Below are 22445 nucleotides of genomic sequence, written 5' to 3'. Positions count from 1 at the left end.
CAGTGGCGAACGATCAAAAAATTGTATTGAAACATCGGGGGGTATGTGCTTGATATGTTCGATGCATTTGTAGGTTAAGAATTTTATGAATAAATAAAGGATCAGTCCAAGGCGTTAAAAATCTCATTGATTGTTCCAAAGCAATCACATCAGTGGCAGCCTCTTCAACGACATCATAACCTTTGCGGTTTAAAGCATGAAGCAATGTTGTTTTGCCCGATCCTGGGGCTCCCGTTAAAATATATCTCTTCATTAAAAAATCTTTGGTTTGTTCATAAAGTATTAAGAAATGTTTGATATCTTGAAGATGGTTAAGGTTACATCAGCACTTGGGCTGATGCGCAACATACTCCGAAAGTATGTAGACTAGACGTAGTTTATGTATAATCGATCTTACCGGTTGTTATGAATGTAACAACTATACCCGGATGAAAGCAACAGTTTTCTGAAGGGTAACTAAGAGTATTGCGTTGTGGCGGCGGCGGGGAGGATCACCAAGACTTCCGGGATCAGGAGGATCCCGGCACGGGCGCGGAACTTATTCTAATCACTTTAATCCCAACTTCCTGAGATTCTTTTATCCGTGATCAGATATATATCTTCATTTTATTCATAAAGCGTAAAGTAAACTCAGATCCCATTAAGTTAAAGCCGATTCGTTCTGACACGGATTATAAAAACAACGCTATAAGCCGAAATCGTCACGCTAGATCCATACGATCTTCTCCCACTATGTGCGGCGCAGGTTTGCTCCTGACAACGTGCCAGCAGCGTGACGCTGCACCCCATAAGTTAGATCCAGTGTGACCTGATACGGATTTTGCAACCAACCACCACATTGCCTCGCAGGTCTCATACAATACATCCGCCAGGGATGATCCCTGGACCCTATAGATAGATCCGACATACTTCGACACGGATTATAAAAACAACGCTATAAGCCGAAATCGTCATGCTGGATCTATACGATTTTCTCACACTATGTGTGGGCACAGGTTTGCTCCTGACAACCTGCCAGCAGCGTGACACTGCACCCCATAAGTTAGATCCAGTGTGACCTGATACGGATTTTGCAACCAACCACCACATTGTCTCGCAGGTCTCATACAATACATCCATCAGGGATGATCCCTGGATCCATTAGGTAATACGGTTGAAAAAAATTACAATCTGCCTCAGCACACATCCGATACAGCCTATCGGATCCAACGGCACGTTGGCAGCGTGACGCTACACCCATTAAGTTAGATCCGATTTGCACAAACACGGATTACAAAAAACACCAATATCTTTCAAAAAGATATTGACTTCCCAAATTCTATATGTATACTAATAAGTAGAATTGCGAAGAGGCTACCCAAAAACCTGGGTAGCCTTTTTTCGTTCTACGTCTTTGAACCACTCAAAGACATGCCGAATCGAATCCCCAGTACAGGCGCTCAACTACCCGATCAGTAGACACAGCCCTGTAAACAACCCCTAGAGCCGACGGGCTCGTAAAACACCGACTTTGTATATTGTACTAAAGTCCGCCTTTCCCCATTCGTGTAAGAAATGGGGTTCTTTTTGCACGTGCGGGTTACTGGGGATTCACTCGGTTTTAAACAACAAACTAAATAACTTAAACACTTTAACAACGGATCGTAGCGCCTTGAATTGACATTCTGCGGCGCATCGATCAAACAAGGAACTAAAACACACTCTTCACAAAAATATCTCAAATTCATTTTTCACCCTTACCCCTCCTGCGCCGAAGGTGGGTTCAAAACCAGCCCAACGGATGCAACGTCACGTTGCCATACCTCAAACCACACTCAATCTAAATCTCATGTGCTGCAGCATCTCCTCACATTGTATTTTATTACACATCTCAAATTACACAAGATCCAACGTGCCGTTGCACCAGGGATCATCCCTGGTGCAACGGCACGTTGCCGTGTCCAATCACACTCAACCTAACCTAATGGATCCAACCGCAGGTTGGCGTCACGCTGCTAGCGACCTGATGACATTTTTGGATTCATCTTTTTGATCAGTTGTAACGTTTCATCTTCAAGCACTTGAACTCGAACTTGCAACACGCCTTCACCGGGGTCGGTGGCTATTTTTAAGAAAGCGGCTCGGGATAAGTCTAGAATACGTGTGGATTTCCCAGGAACATAAGGGCCTCTATCCGTCACTAACACAACCACTGTTTTTTTGTTTTTTAGGTTAGTCACCTTAATAAGGGAAGGGATCGGCAGGGTTCTATGGGCTGCTGTTAACTTGTGTTGATTATAAGTCTGACCGGATGCTGTTTTCTTTCCATGAAAATCTGCGCCATACCAGGATGACGTTCCGATTTGATCATAATAATAGCACTTTTGTGGAGTGTACGTTTTACCATAGATACTATATTGCGCCCAGGTGCCTCCCACAAAGTAAGCATCATTGCGACCGCGGCAAAAGTCAACGCGATCTTCGATATCGGGTTCTTCGCAACCGATTAAAAACACCGAACATATCAGCAGAAGATACGATAGTTGTCCGGAATATAATTTCATAGATCTTAATATATTCATAATCATGAGCAAGAGATTACAACGAGAGCCAACAAAAATCCACAGAAAAGTTTTATTTCAAATTAATAGAAAAGTTGACATTCTTTACTTTCCTGTGTGGCAAAAAAGTGTTAGTTAATAATTATGACGATTGCGCAAAAATAAATTTTATAATTCATAATAATAATCTCTTAACAATAATAAGTCACCTTTGAGCTCTTAGTTAAATAGTTTTTGTCTGCTTGCTATTGACAATTACAAAAAACGCCCCATTAAGCATATGGAATTAGGAGATGTTTAAGATGAGACGTATTATATCATTTATATTAATAGTATGTTTATTACAGACGCAGAGTTATCATGCGACAGCTGGTATTATAGAGGAACAAACAGGACCCTCTGTATGGGAAAAAGGAGTCTCCAAGGTTGCATTCTGGCGAACGTCAGACTCAAAGAAAACAATGGATTTGACTCAGCTAGAATCTGGAGAAGTGGCATCAGATGTCAAAGCTACGAGGGCGTTTTCTGACTTAGCGACCGCACTAAAGGAACAGGTGTCTGGATTAAAAGAACGCATAACTGCCTTTACTAACACACCTATGGGGTTCACAGCCGTATTTCTTGCAGGAACAGTACTTTTATTTTATTCTATCTATCTGTATATTGCTGGTTTTTCTGCCTGGCTTGAGGGCATACCTTTCGATGTTGCATCTAAGCTGGTGACTCATTCGTCTTTACGCACATATCAACTTTTAGACGTTTGTCAGAATTTCTTGGGTAACGGAAAAGAGCTTGAACGCACACGATGGTATTCTCATTATGAGCATGCCTCTGGATATAACGGAGTACCTTTCGCAGATGCATTGCCGCAGTGGGTTAACAATGCCACTAATCTTATTACACTGCTTAGCAGTGCTGTTTTAGCAGAAAGGGCAGTGGGATCCAGTTACAATCAGAACTCTAACGAATTTGCGACTCAGTTCAAAAAATTTCTATTTGTGAACTCTGCCCAAATGCGCAGGAATTATAGCTGTGCATTTAAGCTGGGCGAAAGTGATCACCTGGGTGAAATTACTGGGTGTCAGGAAGATTATCAAAAAGAAATTTATAATTCTGTAGAGCAAAATCCAGAGACCTCTGATGCGATGATTCAATTCAGACGATTCCATTATAAGTACGGTTTTAAGGCCCCCTCGAATCTATTAGTTCGACTTAGCATTAATCGCAATCATCTTAATACACAGCGATATCCTCAGGTAGATTATTCTCCAAACCCTGCCGCTATCGATGATGTTTTGCGCGTGTCCACGCAGCGCCATTTAATGCAGTTAGGCAATCAGCTAACGCTTCCAGAAGCAGTTGCCGACCGCATCAGCAATAATTTACAGGCGATGACTCAATTAAACGACATGTTAAGCAAATTAAGACTATGGGAGAGTGTAAGCCACGCGGATAACTTTGCACTTACAACGCTAGTCCGATCAATATTTGACGCGAATCAGATTGCATTAACGTCAGATGTGGGGTGTGATTTTGATCTTGAAAGTGGAATATTTAAGATGCTGTCGTGTTTCCAGGGCAGTGCACGGGACATTCCAAATGGAGCGCCCATTCCTGAGGACGCTCAAGTATGGTTTGCGCGTACTACTGGAAATGGAGTGAATTACATTCAAGCCTTTGCGAATAAAGTCCCAGTGGCAGAAGCAATGGCGACGTGGTTAAAGCAATCGACGGCCGCAATGGAAAACCTATGGGGTGTTGCCGACACATTGCATCATCGTGTGTGTAATGGAACATCTGATGATCAAATTGAATTATTGCGTAAAGCAGCCCAAAGAGAACTGATAGATCACGGTGCTGATTTATCGAGTGATGTTGGATGTGACCTTCGATTTAATGATGCCGGGATTGAAGAGATCTTATGTCATGCAGGAACAGCCCCTCAACTCAAAGTGGCTGGATGTGATTTAGAATCTAACGTACCCGTTCGTTGGGAAGGGAAGTTGTGGTTACAGCCCCATGCGTTAAACACAGAATGGCTTGACAAAGTGATTGTAGCAGCAAGCCCTGTGTGGCAAGAGTCACGCACTCAAATGCGCCCATATTCACCATCCTTGAAAATCACCGATTCGGTATTACCCATTGATTCAGACAGTACGTCTAATGAAGAGAGTCTAAAGGTAACGCCATCAGGTACAAATATGGGTACAGATTCAGATACAAGCACAGGATCAGACACAGATAGTATATCTGCTGAAATGAGTGGTGAATTAACATCTTCAGGATCAGGAAGCCCATCTAATGAGATGAGTCAGCAGGTGACAGGGACAGACTCTGGAACAGATACAGACTCAAATACAGGTAAATTGTCTAATGAAATGAGTGGTGATATGACATCTTCAGGGTCAGGAACAACATCTCGAGAGATGAGTGATGAGTTAACGTTTTCAGGATCAGGAAGCCCATCAAACGCAACAATGCCGTATTCTCCAACATTTCCCAACGCCAATACAACCGGCAATGGTATTATAGAATTGTATTATGTAACAGTATCTCATGATGTGCGAAGAGCCTTTTTAAATGCTACCCATATCTTGAATGACACGTTATTTCTTGCAAACACAACATTTGGGGGAGCGTGGCCTGGTTTTCTTGGGCTAAGTGTGGATACACAACGGCAGAAAATGTATTGGGCAACAAGTAACATTACAAACAATCAATACAAAAACATATATGTTGCGGATATTTTATCAAACCCAACGCGCCTGAATAATACGCGCAGTATATACTCAGCAGCCGCTTCGTTTACTTATAGCATATATATTTCGAAGACTACGGGTCATATATTTTTGCCAATAGGAACTGGCATCTATATGGGGTACGTTAATATTACTAATCCAACAACAATAACCAATGTAACGGCTCAATCCATGGTTACACCTATTGCATCATCATCTCCAAGAGTAGCCTATTATGAACCACAAACACAAGCTCTTCTTTGGGGTAGAAGTGATGCTACCGCCAATGGTTATATATATATAAGTACGGTAAACTTACAAACAAACATGTTGGTGAATACGACTATACTCTTGAACGAATCTAACCCGATAGACTCTCTGTCATATGATGCAAAGAATGGCATGGTTTTTTATAATCGTTATAATTCAAACATTAGTGCTTATGTATTGTGTGTTGCACCGTTTAACTTTGCGAACCCACTGCCACTTACAAATATAACAGAAATTTCAAATATTACTCCTTATGCTATATCCGTTGTGAATGACTGATGCATAGCGAATTAGGAGATGTTTAAGATGAGACGTATTATATCATTTATATTAATAGTATGTTTATTACAGACGCAGAGTTATCATGCGACAGCTGGTATTATAGAGGAACAAACAGGACCCTCTGTATGGGAAAAAGGAGTCTCCAAGGTTGCATTCTGGCGAACGTCAGACTCAAAGAAAACAATGGATTTGACTCAGCTAGAATCTGGAGAAGTGGCATCAGATGTCAAAGCTACGAGGGCGTTTTCTGACTTAGCGACCGCACTAAAGGAACAGGTGTCTGGATTAAAAGAACGCATAACTGCCTTTACTAACACACCTATGGGGTTCACAGCCGTATTTCTTGCAGGAACAGTACTTTTATTTTATTCTATCTATCTGTATATTGCTGGTTTTTCTGCCTGGCTTGAGGGCATACCTTTCGATGTTGCATCTAAGCTGGTGACTCATTCGTCTTTACGCACATATCAACTTTTAGACGTTTGTCAGAATTTCTTGGGTAACGGAAAAGAGCTTGAACGCACACGATGGTATTCTCATTATGAGCATGCCTCTGGATATAACGGAGTACCTTTCGCAGATGCATTGCCGCAGTGGGTTAACAATGCCACTAATCTTATTACACTGCTTAGCAGTGCTGTTTTAGCAGAAAGGGCAGTGGGATCCAGTTACAATCAGAACTCTAACGAATTTGCGACTCAGTTCAAAAAATTTCTATTTGTGAACTCTGCCCAAATGCGCAGGAATTATAGCTGTGCATTTAAGCTGGGCGAAAGTGATCACCTGGGTGAAATTACTGGGTGTCAGGAAGATTATCAAAAAGAAATTTATAATTCTGTAGAGCAAAATCCAGAGACCTCTGATGCGATGATTCAATTCAGACGATTCCATTATAAGTACGGTTTTAAGGCCCCCTCGAATCTATTAGTTCGACTTAGCATTAATCGCAATCATCTTAATACACAGCGATATCCTCAGGTAGATTATTCTCCAAACCCTGCCGCTATCGATGATGTTTTGCGCGTGTCCACGCAGCGCCATTTAATGCAGTTAGGCAATCAGCTAACGCTTCCAGAAGCAGTTGCCGACCGCATCAGCAATAATTTACAGGCGATGACTCAATTAAACGACATGTTAAGCAAATTAAGACTATGGGAGAGTGTAAGCCACGCGGATAACTTTGCACTTACAACGCTAGTCCGATCAATATTTGACGCGAATCAGATTGCATTAACGTCAGATGTGGGGTGTGATTTTGATCTTGAAAGTGGAATATTTAAGATGCTGTCGTGTTTCCAGGGCAGTGCACGGGACATTCCAAATGGAGCGCCCATTCCTGAGGACGCTCAAGTATGGTTTGCGCGTACTACTGGAAATGGAGTGAATTACATTCAAGCCTTTGCGAATAAAGTCCCAGTGGCAGAAGCAATGGCGACGTGGTTAAAGCAATCGACGGCCGCAATGGAAAACCTATGGGGTGTTGCCGACACATTGCATCATCGTGTGTGTAATGGAACATCTGATGATCAAATTGAATTATTGCGTAAAGCAGCCCAAAGAGAACTGATAGATCACGGTGCTGATTTATCGAGTGATGTTGGATGTGACCTTCGATTTAATGATGCCGGGATTGAAGAGATCTTATGTCATGCAGGAACAGCCCCTCAACTCAAAGTGGCTGGATGTGATTTAGAATCTAACGTACCCGTTCGTTGGGAAGGGAAGTTGTGGTTACAGCCCCATGCGTTAAACACAGAATGGCTTGACAAAGTGATTGTAGCAGCAAGCCCTGTGTGGCAAGAGTCACGCACTCAAATGCGCCCATATTCACCATCCTTGAAAATCACCGATTCGGTATTACCCATTGATTCAGACAGTACGTCTAATGAAGAGAGTCTAAAGGTAACGCCATCAGGTACAAATATGGGTACAGATTCAGATACAAGCACAGGATCAAGAAGCCCATCTAGAGAGATGAGCCAGCGGGTGACAGGGACAGGCTCTGGAACAGATACAGACTCAAATACAGGTAGGTTGTCTAATGAAATGAGTGATGAGTTAACGTCATCAGGATCAGGAACCGCATCTCGAGAGATGAGTCAGCGGGTGACAGGGACAGGCTCTGGAACAGATACAGACTCAAATACAGGTAGGTTGTCTAATGAAATGAGTGATGAGTTAACGTCATCAGGATCAGGAACCGCATCTCGAGAGATGAGTCAGTGGGTGACAGGGACAGACTCTGGAACAGATACAGACTCAAATACAGTTAGGTTGTCTAATGAAATTACTAATGATGTAACGTCATCAGGATCAGGAACAACATCTCGAGAGATGAGTGATGAGTTAACGTTTTCAGGATCAAAGAGCCCATCAAACGCAACAATGCCGTATTCTCCAACATTTCCCAACGCCAATACAACCGGCAATGGCATTACAGAATTGTATTATGTAACAGTATATTATGATGTGCGAAAAGCTTTTTTAAATGCTACACATAGTCTAAATGATACGCTGTTTTTATCCAGCGCCAATTTCAGTACTACCAATCCTGGGAACTTATATGTGGATACTGAGTTTCAAGAAATTTATTGGTCTGGTACCGCAGTAGCAAATAACAAAAATAAGAATATATATGTGGCCGATATTCTATCAAATCCAACACGTCTGAATAATACGCGCACTATATACACAGGCTCCACGGAAATTTTTAGTATATATCTTGCGAAGAGAGCCAATCGTATGTTTTGGGCAACGCAAGATAAAGGGATATATATGGGAGATTTTAGTATTATAAACCCCATCAATATAACTAATGTTACAGCTCAATCTATGATTATCTCCAATAGTAATTTACCCTATGGTTTGTATTATGATTCACTCACACAAGCTCTTCTTTGGAGTAGAGCAGAGGGTTCCCCTCGTAGGTATTATATATATATAAGTACGTTAAATTTACAAACAAACATTCTGATGAATACAACTGTACTTTTGAACCAATCTTTGCCAATTGGTAGTGTATCATATGATGTAAAGAATAGTAGGATCCTTTTCAATTATCCAAATGAAGCAATATTAGGTATAGCACCGTTTAGCTTTGAAAATCCAATGCCGCTTATCAATATAACAGAAATTCAAAACTTCCAAGGAGTTATCTCCGTTGTGAATGACTAACATCAGTGCCCCCTTTATGGGGGCTTTTTTTTATGACGTTTCGTTTTTATAATCCTGTTAAACATTTGTAAACGTTCAGGCATCATAATATTCCTTTGTTGTTTGAAAGGTGTTGGATGCTGGATGGTGCATTGCTCAGTTTGGTTGAACGTATTCCGCCGATTCGGATCTATGGTCGGGTGCGATCTGTTGTGGGTTTAAGAATCGAAGCCGAAGGGTTGTCATCCTATGTACGTATTGGCACCATTTGTAAGATTGCAAAGGATCAGGGTAAGTTCATTCGTGCAGAAGTCTCTGCCATCAAAGATCATATTGCAATCCTGATTCCGTTTGGGTCTGTGGAGGGCATTGCGGCGGGCTCATCCATTGAAATGCTCAGCAGTGATAACAGTATATACCCATGCGATAAATGGCTGGGTCGCGTCTTAAACGCGTTTGGCGAACCTGTCGACAGTGGCGTAACCTTGCAACATGGTCCTGACCCGTATCAGATTAATAGTATGCCCCCGAATGCGCATCAGCGGGGTAGGGTTCATCAGAAATTGGATCTTGGCATTCGCTCTTTAAATACATTTACCCCCTGTTGTGATGGGCAGCGCATGGGAATTTTTGCTGGATCAGGTGTGGGTAAATCGGTACTGATATCCATGATGGCGAAGTTTACCTCTGCCGATGTGATTGTCATTGGATTGATCGGTGAACGTGGTCGAGAGGTGCAGGAATTCTTGCAAGAATATTTAGGCGAAGACGGTCTTAGGCGAAGTGTTGTGATCGTTGCAACGTCAGACGAACCCGCATTAGTACGTCGGCAAGGAGCATTTACAACCATGGCAGTTGCGGAGTATTTCAGAGATCAAGGCAAACATGTGTTGTGCTTGATCGACAGTTTAACGCGATTTGCATTGGCTCAGCGTGAGATTGGTTTGTCCATCGGTGAACCGCCAACAACACGTGGATATACCCCCTCCGTTTTTGCAGAATTACCAAAGCTATTAGAACGCGCCGGCCCTGGGATTGAAGGACAGGGCAATATCACAGGGTTGTTTTCCGTGTTAGTCGAAGGTAGCGACATGGATGAACCTATCGCAGATGCCGTCCGTGGAATTCTGGATGGTCACATTGTCTTGGAACGAAAAATAGCCGAACGAGGTCGATTTCCCGCCGTTAATATTCTGAAAAGTGTTTCGCGAACCGTCATGATTTGCAATTCAGAATCTGAAAATGATCTGATCCGAAAAGCCAGAAAATATATGGCGCTGTATGAAGATATGGAAGAATTAATCCGGATTGGAGCCTATCGAAAAGGAAGTGATCCCAACACAGATAAAGCGATTGAGCTGAATGATCACTTTGAAGCCTTTTTACATCAAAAACCCGATGAACATTCCAGCATATTAGATGGAATGCAGCATTTGTCCCGCATTTTAAATGGTGCATAAATGAAAACGTATTGTATCTTAATCAAACAAGCCAAAGCTGAAATAGAGCAAAAGCAAAAAGAGTTGAACCAAATACTGCGAGATAAATTAAATTTGGAACAGCAAATAGAGCACTTGCTTGAAACCTTTGAGCGCGAACAAGTCGGCGTTTCGCTGCATAAATCATTTTTTAACCCCAAGTATTTTGATCGTGTTAGCAATAAAATAAAGGCGTATAGCCATTTGTTAAAAACTAAAAATGATGAATACGATGCCTTAAAAGACGAAATTTTTGGATTGTTTTCACGCAGAAAGCAATATGAAATCTTATTAGAAAATCTAGAGCGTAAACTGGCGTTAGAACATCAGAAAAAAGAAGCAGAAGAAATTGAAGATTTGTTCAGACCAAATTCTAGGTAAGTTTCATTCTGTTCATGGTGTGTTTTGAAATATGGCAACCTGAGGTTGCATCCATTAGTTAGATTGAGTGTGGTTGGAGATATTTAATAAAATACAATGTGAGAGAATGAAGGGGAATTTGAACCCACCTTCGGCGCAGGAGGGGTAAGGGTGAAACATGAATTTGAGATGTTTTTGAGTTTGGTAGTGTTTTAGTTCCTTCTGTTTGTAGCTTTCAGAGTTAAGTTATATAGAATCCGTGTCCAATCACATCGGATCTAACTTAGCGGATCCAACCGCAGGTTGGCAACGTGACGTTGCATCCATTAGCGTGATGCTGTCGTTATTTAGTTTTAAAACCGAGAGAATCCCCAGTAACCCGCACGTGCAAAAAGAACCCCATTTCTTACACGAATGGGGAAAGGCGGACTTTAGTATAATAATACAAAGTCGTGTTTTACGAGCCCGTCGGCTCTAGGGGTTGTTTACAGGGCTGTGACTACTGATCGGGTAGTTGAGCACCTGTACTGGGGATTCGGTTCGGCTTGTCTATGTATTTCAACAAAAGTTCAGATACTTTTTCTGAAAGTTTCAAAGACGTAGAACGAAAAAAGGCTACCCAGGTTTTTGGGTAGCCTCTTCGCAATTCTACTTATTAGTATACATATGGAATTCGGATTGTCAATATATTTTTGAAGGATGATGGTGTTTTCTGTAATCCGTGTTTGTGCGAATCGGATCTAAGCTAATGGATCCAACCGCAGGTTGCATCCGATAGAGTGTATCGGGTGTGTGCTGAGGCGGATTGTAATTTTTTTCAAACCGTATTTATAGTTAAACTCACATAAAACAATTACGCGGCGCCCTTTGCTCCAGACTTTCTTCTAATGGATGCAATGTCATGTTGCCAGGAGCAAACCTGCGCCGCACGCAGCGTGAGAAGATCGTATGGATCCAATGTGACGACTTCGGCTTAAAGCATGTTTTTTACAATCCGTGTCTATGCGAATCGGAACGTAGTTGGCAAAAATTTTCAGTTCGTCAATCTTTTGTTAACTTTTGTGCGGTATATTAACTTTATAGCGCTCATACATTGTTATTTTTGCCCACCGTTTCGTGAAGAAAAGACGGATTGCTTCGTCTATTTAGTCTCGATTTAGGGAGTGGGTTTTGTCCCCCCACCCGAAGGTCACTGAGGGTGACTAGGGCGGGGGGTGCGCGAAAATCAGAAAAATTAAAAAAGTGTTAACCTTTGTTAACGGATGCACTTTTTCTAATAACCCGTGTCAGACCACTTTGGGTCTAAGCAACGTGACGTTGCATTCATTAGTGTGATGCGGGACTCAATGGGGGTACTCGAATGAATTCCTGAACGGTTGCAACGTTGTGTTTCACAATCCGTGTCTGTGCGAATTGGATCTAACTTAACGGATGCAACGACACGTTGCCGGCTCAAGGGCGCTTTATGCGCCAGAGCGGCGGTTGGCATACATGAGAGAGTTGATACAGCAGGGGGATATGCGAGGTAATGTGTTGTTGCTTATAATCCGTGTTTATGCGAATCGGATCTAATTGATCGGATGCAACCTCAGGTTGCACAGCGTGACGCTGCATCCATTAGCGTGATGCTGGATCCAATGGGGGTACTCGAATAAATTCCTGAGTTGTCGTAACGTTGTGTTTCACAATCCGTGTCTGTGCGAATTGGATCTAACTTAACGGGTCCAGGGATCATCCCTGACGGCAGGTTGCTTTCTTCTTTCAATGCTGTGTATCAACTTTATCCGTGTTTGGCTTATATATGATAAATCTAAAGTGTGTAGAGTTCAGAGTAACTCTGACATTGTTCAAGCGTGCTTAGGCTGCATGGCAAGGATATTTCATGCGTTAATGTTTTATAAACGTATATACCGTATTCTTATTTATAATTAAGTTATTTAGGTTTGAAAAATATCATGTCAATTTTACAAAAAGTAAGACATTTTTGGAAAAGTCACAAGCTTCATTTTAATATCATCACGGCATCTTTGGCCTTATTAATAGGGTCTAATGGACTGATTATTTTTTATTCATATTTTACAAATCGCGCAGCAGTTATGAATTTTTCTAAAGATATCATGTCTCAAATTAGTGAAAAATCAATTGCAAAAAGTGCGGCTTACTTAGAAAGCGCTAGAAAAATTACAGTCCTTAGTCAGCGGATGATTACAAAGCCTGAAGAAATTGACATGGAAACAAACCCAAAGCTGTATGAGTATTTAGCAAACGTTGTGGCAGAGTATCCTCATATTGACAGCATGTATGCAGGATCAGAAAGGGGTGATTTATTATATGTTGAAATGATTAATCCTGGGCGAGATTATTTTTTCAAAAATGATGCATCTAAAAAATTGCCAGGGAATATTAAATTTATTGTACAAACGATTAAACGAAGTATTGCTGAGCCGATACAGACTTATTATTACCTAGACTCAAACAAGCACATTTTGTTGAAAGAAACGCTGAATAAATTTGATTATGACCCAAGAACTCGTGAATGGTATATGAATGTTGCTCAATCACGTAAGTTTAATTGGAGCAATATTTATATTTTTGCCATTTATAACATACCTGGAATTACAGCGTCTGCGCCATTAAGCTCTGGGGATAGCAATGGGGATGGATTCTTTGGAGTTATCGGTACAGATTTAACATTAGGCGGATATTCACAATTCTTAGCCTCAACTCAATTAAGCCCTCAAGGTCTTGTCTTTATTTTTAACGGAGCAGGTGAGGTTATTGCGCATCCAGATCCAAAGAAAGGGTTGCTTATCCAAGGTACGGATATTAAAGCCCAGATGGTGCAAGCAATGGATCGGAAAGAAATTGTAAAAGCCTATGATCTGTTTGCAAAAACAAAAGAGCCATTAATTATATTTGAAGAACAGGGCACGGAATATGTAGGAAGCTTTACACGATTTCCAGCAGATTTCCCCTATGAATGGTATCTTTGTATTGTTGCGCCGTCGGATGAGTTTGTAGGATTCATTAATCGAAGTTACCAAAACAACCTTATGATGGCTGTAACAATACTTATTCTGTCTGCGTTCTTTATTTATTATTTATCACGTCGCATTTCAAAACCGATTGTGTTTTTGTCTCAAGAAATAAAACGACTGCAAAATTTTGATATGTCCGGTGACTTAAGTTTCACATCCAATGTTGCAGAAATTCAAGCCATTCGTGATGCAATGGCGGCATTAAAGAAAAGCTTAACATCGTTTGGTAAGTTTATGCCAAAAGCCTTGGTAATGAAACTAATCGCAAAAGGCGTGGATATAAAACTTGGTGGTAAAGAAAAAGAACTATCATTGTTCTTTTCAGACATCGTATCCTTCACCTCTATTTCTGAAAGTATGGGAGCAGAAAAACTCGCTTTGCATTTGTCAGAGTATTTAAACGAACTTTCTCATATTATTATGGAAACTGGCGGTACGATCGATAAATATATTGGCGATGCGATTATGGCATTCTGGGGGGCGCCCATCAATGATCCAAATCATACCTTTCACGCATGCAACGCTGCCTTGATGTGTCAAAAACGCTTGGTTGAACTAAATCGCAAATGGACAATGGAAGGAAAGCCCGTATTTTTAACTCGAATTGGGCTACACACACAAAGTGTTATTGTTGGAAATATTGGTTCTGAAGAACGTATGAATTATACAGTTCTTGGTGACGGTGTAAATTTGGCCGCTAGGTTAGAAGGCGTGAACAAGCTATACGGCACCAATATTATGGCCAGTGGTGTAATGTACGAAAAGCTTAAGTCTAAATTTTTATTCCGCCCAGTTGATGTGGTGGCTGTAAAAGGAAAAAATGAAAGCGTCATTATCTATGAGTTAATGGCTCAGTTAGTGGGAGAGCCTGCGCTTCTTCCTTCTGAACATACGATGGAGTTGGCAACAGTAACAGCAAAAGCGTTCAAAGTTTATTTAGAGCAACGTTGGGATGAGGCGTTAGGCTTTATTGAAAGTGGTTTGAAGAAAGCTCCTGAAGACACAGTTTTAATCTTGCTTGCTGACCGTTGTCGTAATTTTAAGGCAAACCCACCTGGTGAAAAGTGGGATGGATCAGTGCATTTAACCACGAAATAATTATGTGTTAGCCTGAGATATCGGTGTCCGATTGGAAATTTTGAGTGAGATTATGCTCAACATAATAAACAAAATAATTCCGGCGGACAAAACATATAGAATTGGAAGTGGCGTGTGATTAAAGACGCAGCCTGCGGTGTAAATATACACAGCCATTGCGACGTTTCGAATCACAGAGGCTAATGATGAAACCGTACCGGCTTTTGTTGGGAATGTTTCAAACGTCTTTGCCATAACAGTTGGTAATATAAATGGTATCGCAGAGTTATAAAACAACATCACAATCATTGTAGTCATTGGATTTGATGGGAGGATATTACTAAAAATTCCAAACATAACGCTTAAAGCTCCAAACGCTGAAATGATCCCGCACCACAATGTTTTATTAACCCCTAAGAGTTTAACGATCCATTGATACGCAATGCCTGCAATGAATTGAAACAACAATGGCGTAATAAAATAGTACACATATGATTCAGGGTCTAACCCAAAGTAATTGATATAGATAAAAGGGCTGTATGCGATAAATGCCATAAATGCCCCCATAAATACAGAGGGGATTAATGCATTCACAAAAAATGCTGGTTTTATTAAAATCGTTTTTGCGTCTGCGAAAATCTTTGTAAAAGATAGGGCGGATGTTTCTTTTTTTTTCGTTTCCGGAAGCGTAAAGAATAATACCGTTGATACCCCTAATAACACAATGGCTAAACAAATAAAAACAGCGGACCATCCAAAATGTCGGTATACTTTTTCACCCACAAATGGAGCAATCCCCAGAGCAACCGGGAATAAAAACGTTGCAATGCCAAGGACTTGTGCCTTTTTAACGCCAGTATAAACATCTGACAATATTGTGGTGACCATCACAAAAATGACACCCGATGCAGCCCCTTGCAGCGTTCGAGCCATCGTAAAAAACGTTACGTTTGTTGCAAGCGAACACAAATAAGTGGCAATGGTAAATCCAAACATCGCAGATATAAATAATCGTTTGCGACCAAAGTGATCTGATAATATGCCAGAAGAGAATCCGAAGATTGCGCTTGCAATAATATTCAAACTTAAACTGACATGAATCGTTGTTTCTGTGGTGCAAAATTCTTTAACCATTGCTGGCAGTGCAGGTAAAAACATGTCTAGTGACGCAGCGGCTAGTGGCATGGTGGCTATTAGTAATATAATAGTTAGGGGGTGCAAGGATTGGATTTTCATGAGAGCTCTTTAGATTAATTCATAATCTATACATTATATTGATGCAAACAAACAATAAAAAAATCTTTATTAAATTTAGATTTTTTTGTAGACTTTTAACTGTAAAAACGATATTAATATTAACACAAGTTCGCCGATTTAGCTCAGCTGGTAGAGCATCTGATTTGTAATCAGAGGGTCGTTGGTTCGAATCCGACAATCGGCACCATTTTTGGGGTAACAATGAAAAAAAACAAAACCTCACCTCATGTGCCTATAAAATTGCATGCACAACACCATGATCACATCCATGTAATATCTTCACACTTACAAGATTCAGTCGTTGCAGCATCTTCCCTTGTTCACGATGCCGATCAACAAACATTCAAAATGCTTAGCAACCGGTTTTGCTGGGAAAAGTTTCTAAATCCAGAAGACCCAATTAAAGTCCGAGTTCATAGCGGTGTTCATTTCGATCACGTGATCAATATTCGAAAAAAAAATATTCACCTTCATCATCCAGAAAAACTATATAATTTAATGTCGATACAAGCGACTGAAAATGAAGTTAGACTTCATTTTTCAGAACATTCTGAAATTTGTATTGAAGTCAAAGAGATCTCATGCAAAATGGCAGACCTTCACGAACCTTACCCCACTCAATTTTTGCCAACTCATATGAGCGTTGAGTAAGGCAACTTGCTGTTGGCAACGTGACGTTGCATCCAGTAGGCAGCGTGACGCTGCACCCGATTGTCGTGAAGTGAGGGGAAAGGGTCAGAGATGGTTTCTGGGTGTTAATGTATTCGTTAAAAAAAACATTGAATATAACAAGATGTTTCAGCTGTAATACAGCAAATCACATGTATTTGGTTACAGATTATGAGAAAAAGCGCAGTGGTTAATCTGGAATTAATAAAGGTTAAGGTTGAGTTAACATGATTTTTTTACCGCCCCCCGCCCTAGTCACCCTCAGTGACCTTCGGGTGGGGGGACAAAACCCACTCCCTAAATCGAGACTAAATAGACGAAGCAATCCGTCATTCCTTCACGAAATGGTGGTCTAAAATTAAATATATAAGTGCACTAAATATACGATATCCTACAAACGTTAACAAAAGATTGACGAAGTAGATATTTTTTTATCTTTAAGAACATTTGCCGTAAAGTAAAAATACTCTCTCAGCACTGTGTCAGAATTAAAGGTACTTTGCTATAGGGCGTGGCGCTGGCAACCTGAGGTTGCATCCGTGGCTAGATCCGATGTGATCGGACACGGACTACACAAAACAACGTTACGACAGTTAAAGATTTAGGGGCTGTACCAGATAACGTAAAAAAATGTTATAAGGTGGAGCATGAGAAAGAGCAGATTAAGAAAGGGTATACAGAGGCGATTAATCGAACATTTTGTAGCCGGAACAACAGCCCGATGTGCTGCAAGTTTGGTAGGAGTAAATGCAAAGACAGCCTGTTACTATTACCACCGATTACGCATCATAATATCTCAGCAGTTAGAAAAAGACTCTGAGGAAGTATTCAAGGGTGAGATTGAAGTTAATGAAAGTTACTTTGGTGGGATTCGCAAAGGTAAACGTGGTCGAGGTGCTGCAGGCAAAGTGCCTGTATTTGGGGTGTTAAAGCGGGGTGGACGCGTGTACACAAAGATCATTCCAGATGCATCGAGTAGTACGTTAATTCCTATTATTGAGAGTAAAGTGGTTCCCGATAGTATCGTTTATTCTGACTGTTGGAAGGGATATAATGTGTTGGATGTATCGGAGTTTAAACATTATCGAATTAACCATTCCAAGCTGTTTGCAGATAAGCAAAACCATATCAATGGAATAGAGAATTTCTGGAATCAGGCCAAGCGACATTTGCGTAAATTTAATGGTATATCCAGAGAGACTTTTGGGCTATTTTTGAAGGAATGTGAGTGGCGTTTTAACACACCCACTGCCAAAGCCCAATTAACCCAGTTAAATCAATGGCTTAAGGGCTGTTTGTAATCCATTATCTGGCACAGCTCCAAAGTAATTTAGGACTAATAAGCTAGACGCTGCTTTACTTAAGGTGGGGGGACGAAAAACAACAGTTCAAAATACGGTATAGCTAGAGTAATTTAATTTGGGGATATAAACGAGGTGAGACATGTACTAAAACGTACATTAGCAACCGAGTGACGCATATCCAGATTATAAGAAGTCAGCTATAAATAAGAAAAACCCCCACAGTGTGAGGGTTTTTTAATACCTAGACTACGATATCAATTATGATAGTAATGCTAACATTAAGATCGCAACGATATTGATGATCTTGATCATTGGGTTGATCGCAGGTCCAGCAGTATCCTTGTAAGGATCCCCCACTGTATCACCTGTGATTGCGGCTTTATGAGCTTCTGAGCCCTTGCCACCATGATGACCATCTTCGATATATTTCTTTGCGTTATCCCATGCACCACCGCCTGATGTCATAGAGATTGCAACGAATAGACCTGTTACAATCGTACCTAATAGCATAGCACCTAGAGTAACGAATGCTTCACGTTGGTTTGATATTAAGTAAATAGCATAATATACAACCACAGGAGCCAATACCGGTAACAACGATGGAGCGATCATTTCACGGATAGCTGCCTTTGTTAACATATCAACTGCGCGACCATATTCAGGCTTTGATTTACCTGTCATAATGCCAGGGTTTTCTTTGAATTGGCGACGAACCTCTATCACGACTGATGATGCAGCGCGACCTACTGCCATCATGGACATAGAGCCAAACAGGTAAGACAACATACCACCCAGCAATAATCCAACAACAACGTATGGAGATTGTAAATCAAACGAAATATCTAAATCGCTGAAATAGTGGCTTAGATCTTCGGTATATGCAGCAAATAGAACCAATGCAGCTAATGCGGCAGATCCAATAGCATATCCTTTTGTTACGGCCTTTGTCGTGTTTCCAACAGCATCCAATGCGTCAGTAACTTCACGGACAGACTTTGGAAGATCCGACATTTCAGCAATACCACCGGCATTGTCTGTAACCGGACCATAGGCGTCTAATGCAACGATCATACCGGCCAAAGCCAACATTGTGGTTGCAGAAATCGCAATACCAAACAATCCAGCGTTGATGTACGATACAAGAATTCCACCGACGATCACGAGTGTTGGATATCCACATGCTTCCATAGAGACTGCAAGCCCTTGAATAATGTTTGTTCCATGACCTGTTTCAGATGCCATAGCAATGCTGCGAACAGGGCGATATTCTGTGGACGTATAGTACTCTGTAATCCATACCAATAAACCTGTAACAAGCAAACCACTTAATGCGCAGATTAATAGGTTGTGCGTTGAAAAGACTAAGGCACCCGCTTCAAAATGGAAATCAGCAGGAACAATCGTGTACGTTAATACGATGATGAATAATGCAGAGAAAATACCCGTCGCAATTAAGCCGCGGTATAATGCAGGCATGATTTTATTATCAGGGCGTAACTTTACAAAGAACGTTCCCAAAATAGAACCAATAATACATACCGCACAGATCATTAGCGGGTATAACATCATTTCTTCTGCGTATAAGTGACCTTCGAAAATGGTTGCAGCAAGCAACATAGACGCAACAGTTGTAACCGCATATGTTTCAAACAAGTCCGCAGCCATGCCTGCGCAATCACCCACGTTATCACCCACGTTGTCAGCGATAACAGCGGGGTTACGGGGGTCATCTTCTGGAATGCCGGCTTCGATTTTACCGACAAGATCCGCACCAACGTCAGCACCTTTTGTGAAGATACCCCCGCCCAAGCGTGCGAAAATTGAAATCAATGATGCACCAAAGCTTAAAGCAACAAGACCTTCTAATAAGTCTCTGCTTTCAACATTTTGATGTTTAAGAATGATATAATATCCTGCAACGCCTAAAATTCCAAGTCCTACAACAAGCATACCTGTTACAGCACCTGATTTGAAGGCAACGTCTAAAGCTTTATGTAAGCTTGTGCGGGCGGCTTCTGCAGTGCGCACGTTAGCACGTACGGATACATACATTCCGATGTAACCAGCCACGCCAGAAAGCACAGAACCAATGATGAATCCAATGGCTACATGCATTCCCAATGCAGCATACAGGCCAACCACAACAATGACGCCGACGATTGCAATTGTACGATATTGACGATTTAAATATGCGGCTGCACCTTCTTGGATTGCGGCAGCAATTTCTTGCATCTTATCCGTTCCAGCTGAAAGGCGTAGCACTGATCTTGATGCCACTATCCCATAGACCAACGCAAGTAGGCCACATAGGATAATGACTGAGTTCATGACGAAACTACTCATTACGTTTCCTATTCTATAATTAACACCCTGCAAAAATGCCAGAAACGTGTTGGATTTTCAATCTTTTTTCATAGTAGAGATAAATAATAAAGAGTGTGTGTGCATTTTTCCATTCATCCCCGGCTTGCGTTTGCAAGCCGTAGCGTAGTGAAGGAGTCTACAGCGTGACGTTGTACCCTTGAGGTAGATCCGATGTGATCGGACACGGATTATATGCAGTAAATATAGGAATTATTCCAACTTTCGCAAGTTCACTTTATCCGTAATTTGCTATATTTAGTAATTGTAACTTAACGTAAGGCTTGCTTCGTCGTTTGTGTGACTAGGTTTTCCAACGCTATTAAGTCCAGCGCAAAAGAAAGGGATGTTTCTTTCCCCAGCGAACGTTAAAGCGTTATGATGGGTATACTTTACACCAACTGCCCAATCTTTTCGAGGTGCTGTCCATTCAATGCCCGCGGCACCTCCGAATTCCAAATCATTGCTAATAATGGCTTGGGCGGACAGTTCAAATTCACCACTGGGCGTGCTGAATTTATAGGTGATAGACGGACCGAATTCATAGGCGGTGTTGCCTTTGTAAACCATTTCCGCAGTTAAACCAACATGCCAACGATCATTGAATTGATATCCAGTGACAACCTCAAATGATAAACCTTGAGAGGTCATATAAAAGTTAAGATCTGGAAGTCTCCATCCATTCCAAACCGGAGCGTGCACTAAAAAGCTTCCCTTAGGAAGTTCTGTAATTGCAGAATATACAAATGACCAAGTGGTAGCACTTAAGAATAGAGAGGCTAAACTACCCATTTTAATGTCGAATGCATCGATGGTATAGTCTCTGTTGTCATAATTACGCAATATACAATAGATATCATCTCCAGACGAAATCTTGCCTGCAGCTAAGTGAGATTCATAGGTAGACACGTATCTGTAGCCTTCATATTTTCCAAAAAAATAATCAAAGCTATACATTAAATGACCATTATATTTAAAAATAAGGTTTGAAACGTCTTGTGCATAACGCATCTGATTATTGATTCCTGCAAAACTAACAACAAGGTAAGCTTCTTCTGACAGCAGGTTCTGAAGTATATATTTTTTGAAATCTGCACTTTCTTTGTGCTCACTATTAAACGCTTTGGGTGTGGAGTTTAATAGTTTATCAATTATTTTAGAGGTTTCTGCCTCAGAGGTATAGACTGACCTTATGGGAATTGGCGAATCTGAAGGAGATTTGTGAGCTTCTGTAAATAAAGATAATACAAGCTTTTCATGAGAGGAAAGGCTTTTTGCATTTATAACGTCTGGGTTGTTCCACCATGTGTTTAGTTTTTGAGTGATTGTTTGACTCAATCTTTTCTGTGGTGTCATGACACGTTTCAAAAAAAGTGAAGGAATTTTTTTTAGCATATTATCCGGTAGAAAGGTTTGGGTAGCTGCTCCCGAGTTAAACGTAGAGGGGTTTTCGATGCGTTTTAGATAGATACCATAGGCGTAATCAGTTGGAATTTCTTCTTTAGCAGAGGCGCTATATTCATAGGAGAGCCCCATAGAGGCAATCGCGCGTGCATGTCCAAATTCATGGTATACGGTATGGCTAGTATCAGCTATATAGTAATTGGGGAATAGGCAAAGTCCCCAAATACCCAGTCGTGTAAGGGGATCATTTGAAATGTCGCACAGTACATCGGTGCCTTTGCTATACAATTGCATCAAACTTAACGGGCCATGCTTCATCATCTCGTTAGAGTTGAATGTGCGTTCCATATATCCAGGAGTAAGCGTAAATGATCGTTTAATAGTTAGGACATCAGCGCTGGGGTTTTTTGCATCGCAAGTATTTTCGACGAAGCTGATTAGAAAAATCAGCAATAAACGTTGAATGCGCATGCAATGTCCTTATATAAACTAAAGATAGTTATATAGTAGACAG

At 41.1% G+C, this 22445-nt stretch carries 12 protein-coding genes and 1 tRNA gene; 8 read left to right on the top strand and 5 right to left on the bottom strand.

Annotation, left to right across the window (positions count from 1 at the left end):
* Window positions 1-13: 13 nt before the first annotated feature.
* Complete coding sequence (locus CPBP_RS02225; protein WP_350332424.1) at window positions 14-253, bottom strand: AAA family ATPase; 240 nt, start codon at window positions 251-253, stop codon at window positions 14-16.
* 1741 nt (window positions 254-1994) lie between these two features.
* Window positions 1995-2543 (bottom strand): septal ring lytic transglycosylase RlpA family protein, encoded by a 549-nt coding sequence (locus tag CPBP_RS02220; RefSeq protein WP_350332423.1) that lies wholly within the window; start codon window positions 2541-2543, stop codon window positions 1995-1997.
* Between the two features lie 299 nt (window positions 2544-2842).
* Between CPBP_RS02220 and CPBP_RS02215 the strand changes: the two genes are divergently transcribed.
* From CPBP_RS02215 to CPBP_RS02195, 5 genes are all read left to right on the top strand, one after another.
* Complete coding sequence (locus CPBP_RS02215) at window positions 2843-5827, top strand: hypothetical protein (protein WP_350332422.1); 2985 nt, start codon at window positions 2843-2845, stop codon at window positions 5825-5827.
* A gap of 27 nt (window positions 5828-5854) precedes the next feature.
* Window positions 5855-9004, top strand: coding sequence for a hypothetical protein (locus CPBP_RS02210; RefSeq protein WP_350332421.1), 3150 nt, complete (start codon window positions 5855-5857; stop codon window positions 9002-9004).
* Between the two features lie 116 nt (window positions 9005-9120).
* Window positions 9121-10443 (top strand): flagellar protein export ATPase FliI, encoded by a 1323-nt coding sequence (fliI, locus tag CPBP_RS02205; RefSeq protein ID WP_350332420.1) that lies wholly within the window; start codon window positions 9121-9123, stop codon window positions 10441-10443.
* Window positions 10444-10842, top strand: coding sequence for a hypothetical protein (locus CPBP_RS02200; RefSeq protein WP_350332419.1), 399 nt, complete (start codon window positions 10444-10446; stop codon window positions 10840-10842).
* Between the two features lie 1934 nt (window positions 10843-12776).
* Window positions 12777-14957 (top strand): adenylate/guanylate cyclase domain-containing protein, encoded by a 2181-nt coding sequence (locus CPBP_RS02195; protein ID WP_350332418.1) that lies wholly within the window; start codon window positions 12777-12779, stop codon window positions 14955-14957.
* Here CPBP_RS02195 and CPBP_RS02190 read toward each other — a convergent pair whose 3' ends face one another.
* On the bottom strand, window positions 14958-16172 hold the full coding sequence (locus CPBP_RS02190; protein ID WP_350332417.1) for an MFS transporter: 1215 nt from the start codon (window positions 16170-16172) through the stop codon (window positions 14958-14960). It abuts the gene before it with no gap.
* A 132-nt stretch (window positions 16173-16304) separates the two neighbouring features.
* Here CPBP_RS02190 and CPBP_RS02185 point away from each other — a divergent pair.
* The 3 genes from CPBP_RS02185 to CPBP_RS02175 all read left to right on the top strand — a co-directional run bounded on the left by CPBP_RS02185 (window position 16305) and on the right by CPBP_RS02175 (window position 18163).
* Window positions 16305-16380: transfer RNA gene (locus CPBP_RS02185), tRNA-Thr, on the top strand.
* Window positions 16381-16394: 14 nt separating this feature from the next.
* Window positions 16395-16844, top strand: coding sequence for a DUF2948 family protein (locus CPBP_RS02180; RefSeq protein WP_350332416.1), 450 nt, complete (start codon window positions 16395-16397; stop codon window positions 16842-16844).
* Window positions 16845-17509: 665 nt separating this feature from the next.
* On the top strand, window positions 17510-18163 hold the full coding sequence (locus CPBP_RS02175; RefSeq protein WP_350332415.1) for an IS1595 family transposase: 654 nt from the start codon (window positions 17510-17512) through the stop codon (window positions 18161-18163).
* Window positions 18164-18424: 261 nt separating this feature from the next.
* On the opposite strand, the gene CPBP_RS02170 is transcribed toward CPBP_RS02175, so the two are convergent.
* Window positions 18425-20509 carry a sodium-translocating pyrophosphatase gene (locus CPBP_RS02170; RefSeq protein WP_350332414.1) on the bottom strand — a complete coding sequence of 695 codons (2085 nt, stop codon included), beginning with the start codon at window positions 20507-20509 and terminating at the stop codon, window positions 18425-18427.
* Window positions 20510-20785: 276 nt separating this feature from the next.
* On the bottom strand, window positions 20786-22402 hold the full coding sequence (locus CPBP_RS02165; protein WP_350332413.1) for a hypothetical protein: 1617 nt from the start codon (window positions 22400-22402) through the stop codon (window positions 20786-20788).
* Between the last annotated feature and the right edge of the window lie 43 nt (window positions 22403-22445).

The organism is Candidatus Bodocaedibacter vickermanii (assembly GCF_014896945.1).
GTDB lineage: Bacteria > Pseudomonadota > Alphaproteobacteria > UBA6184 > UBA6184 > Bodonicaedibacter > Bodonicaedibacter vickermanii.
The sequence above is the reverse complement of the archived record's forward strand: the minus strand, read 5'-3'. Positions and strand labels throughout refer to the sequence as shown.

Coding starts and splice junctions, on each gene's coding strand:
- CPBP_RS02200 (WP_350332419.1), top strand. CDS start 10,444: ATGAAAACGTATTGTATCTTAATCAAACAAGCCAAAGCTGAAATAGAG.
- fliI (WP_350332420.1), top strand. CDS start 9,121: ATGCTGGATGGTGCATTGCTCAGTTTGGTTGAACGTATTCCGCCGATT.
- CPBP_RS02165 (WP_350332413.1), bottom strand. CDS start 22,402: ATGCGCATTCAACGTTTATTGCTGATTTTTCTAATCAGCTTCGTCGAA.
- CPBP_RS02215 (WP_350332422.1), top strand. CDS start 2,843: ATGAGACGTATTATATCATTTATATTAATAGTATGTTTATTACAGACG.
- CPBP_RS02210 (WP_350332421.1), top strand. CDS start 5,855: ATGAGACGTATTATATCATTTATATTAATAGTATGTTTATTACAGACG.
- CPBP_RS02175 (WP_350332415.1), top strand. CDS start 17,510: ATGAGAAAGAGCAGATTAAGAAAGGGTATACAGAGGCGATTAATCGAA.
- CPBP_RS02225 (WP_350332424.1), bottom strand. CDS start 253: ATGAAGAGATATATTTTAACGGGAGCCCCAGGATCGGGCAAAACAACA.
- CPBP_RS02170 (WP_350332414.1), bottom strand. CDS start 20,509: ATGAGTAGTTTCGTCATGAACTCAGTCATTATCCTATGTGGCCTACTT.
- CPBP_RS02180 (WP_350332416.1), top strand. CDS start 16,395: ATGAAAAAAAACAAAACCTCACCTCATGTGCCTATAAAATTGCATGCA.
- CPBP_RS02220 (WP_350332423.1), bottom strand. CDS start 2,543: ATGAAATTATATTCCGGACAACTATCGTATCTTCTGCTGATATGTTCG.
- CPBP_RS02195 (WP_350332418.1), top strand. CDS start 12,777: ATGTCAATTTTACAAAAAGTAAGACATTTTTGGAAAAGTCACAAGCTT.
- CPBP_RS02190 (WP_350332417.1), bottom strand. CDS start 16,172: ATGAAAATCCAATCCTTGCACCCCCTAACTATTATATTACTAATAGCC.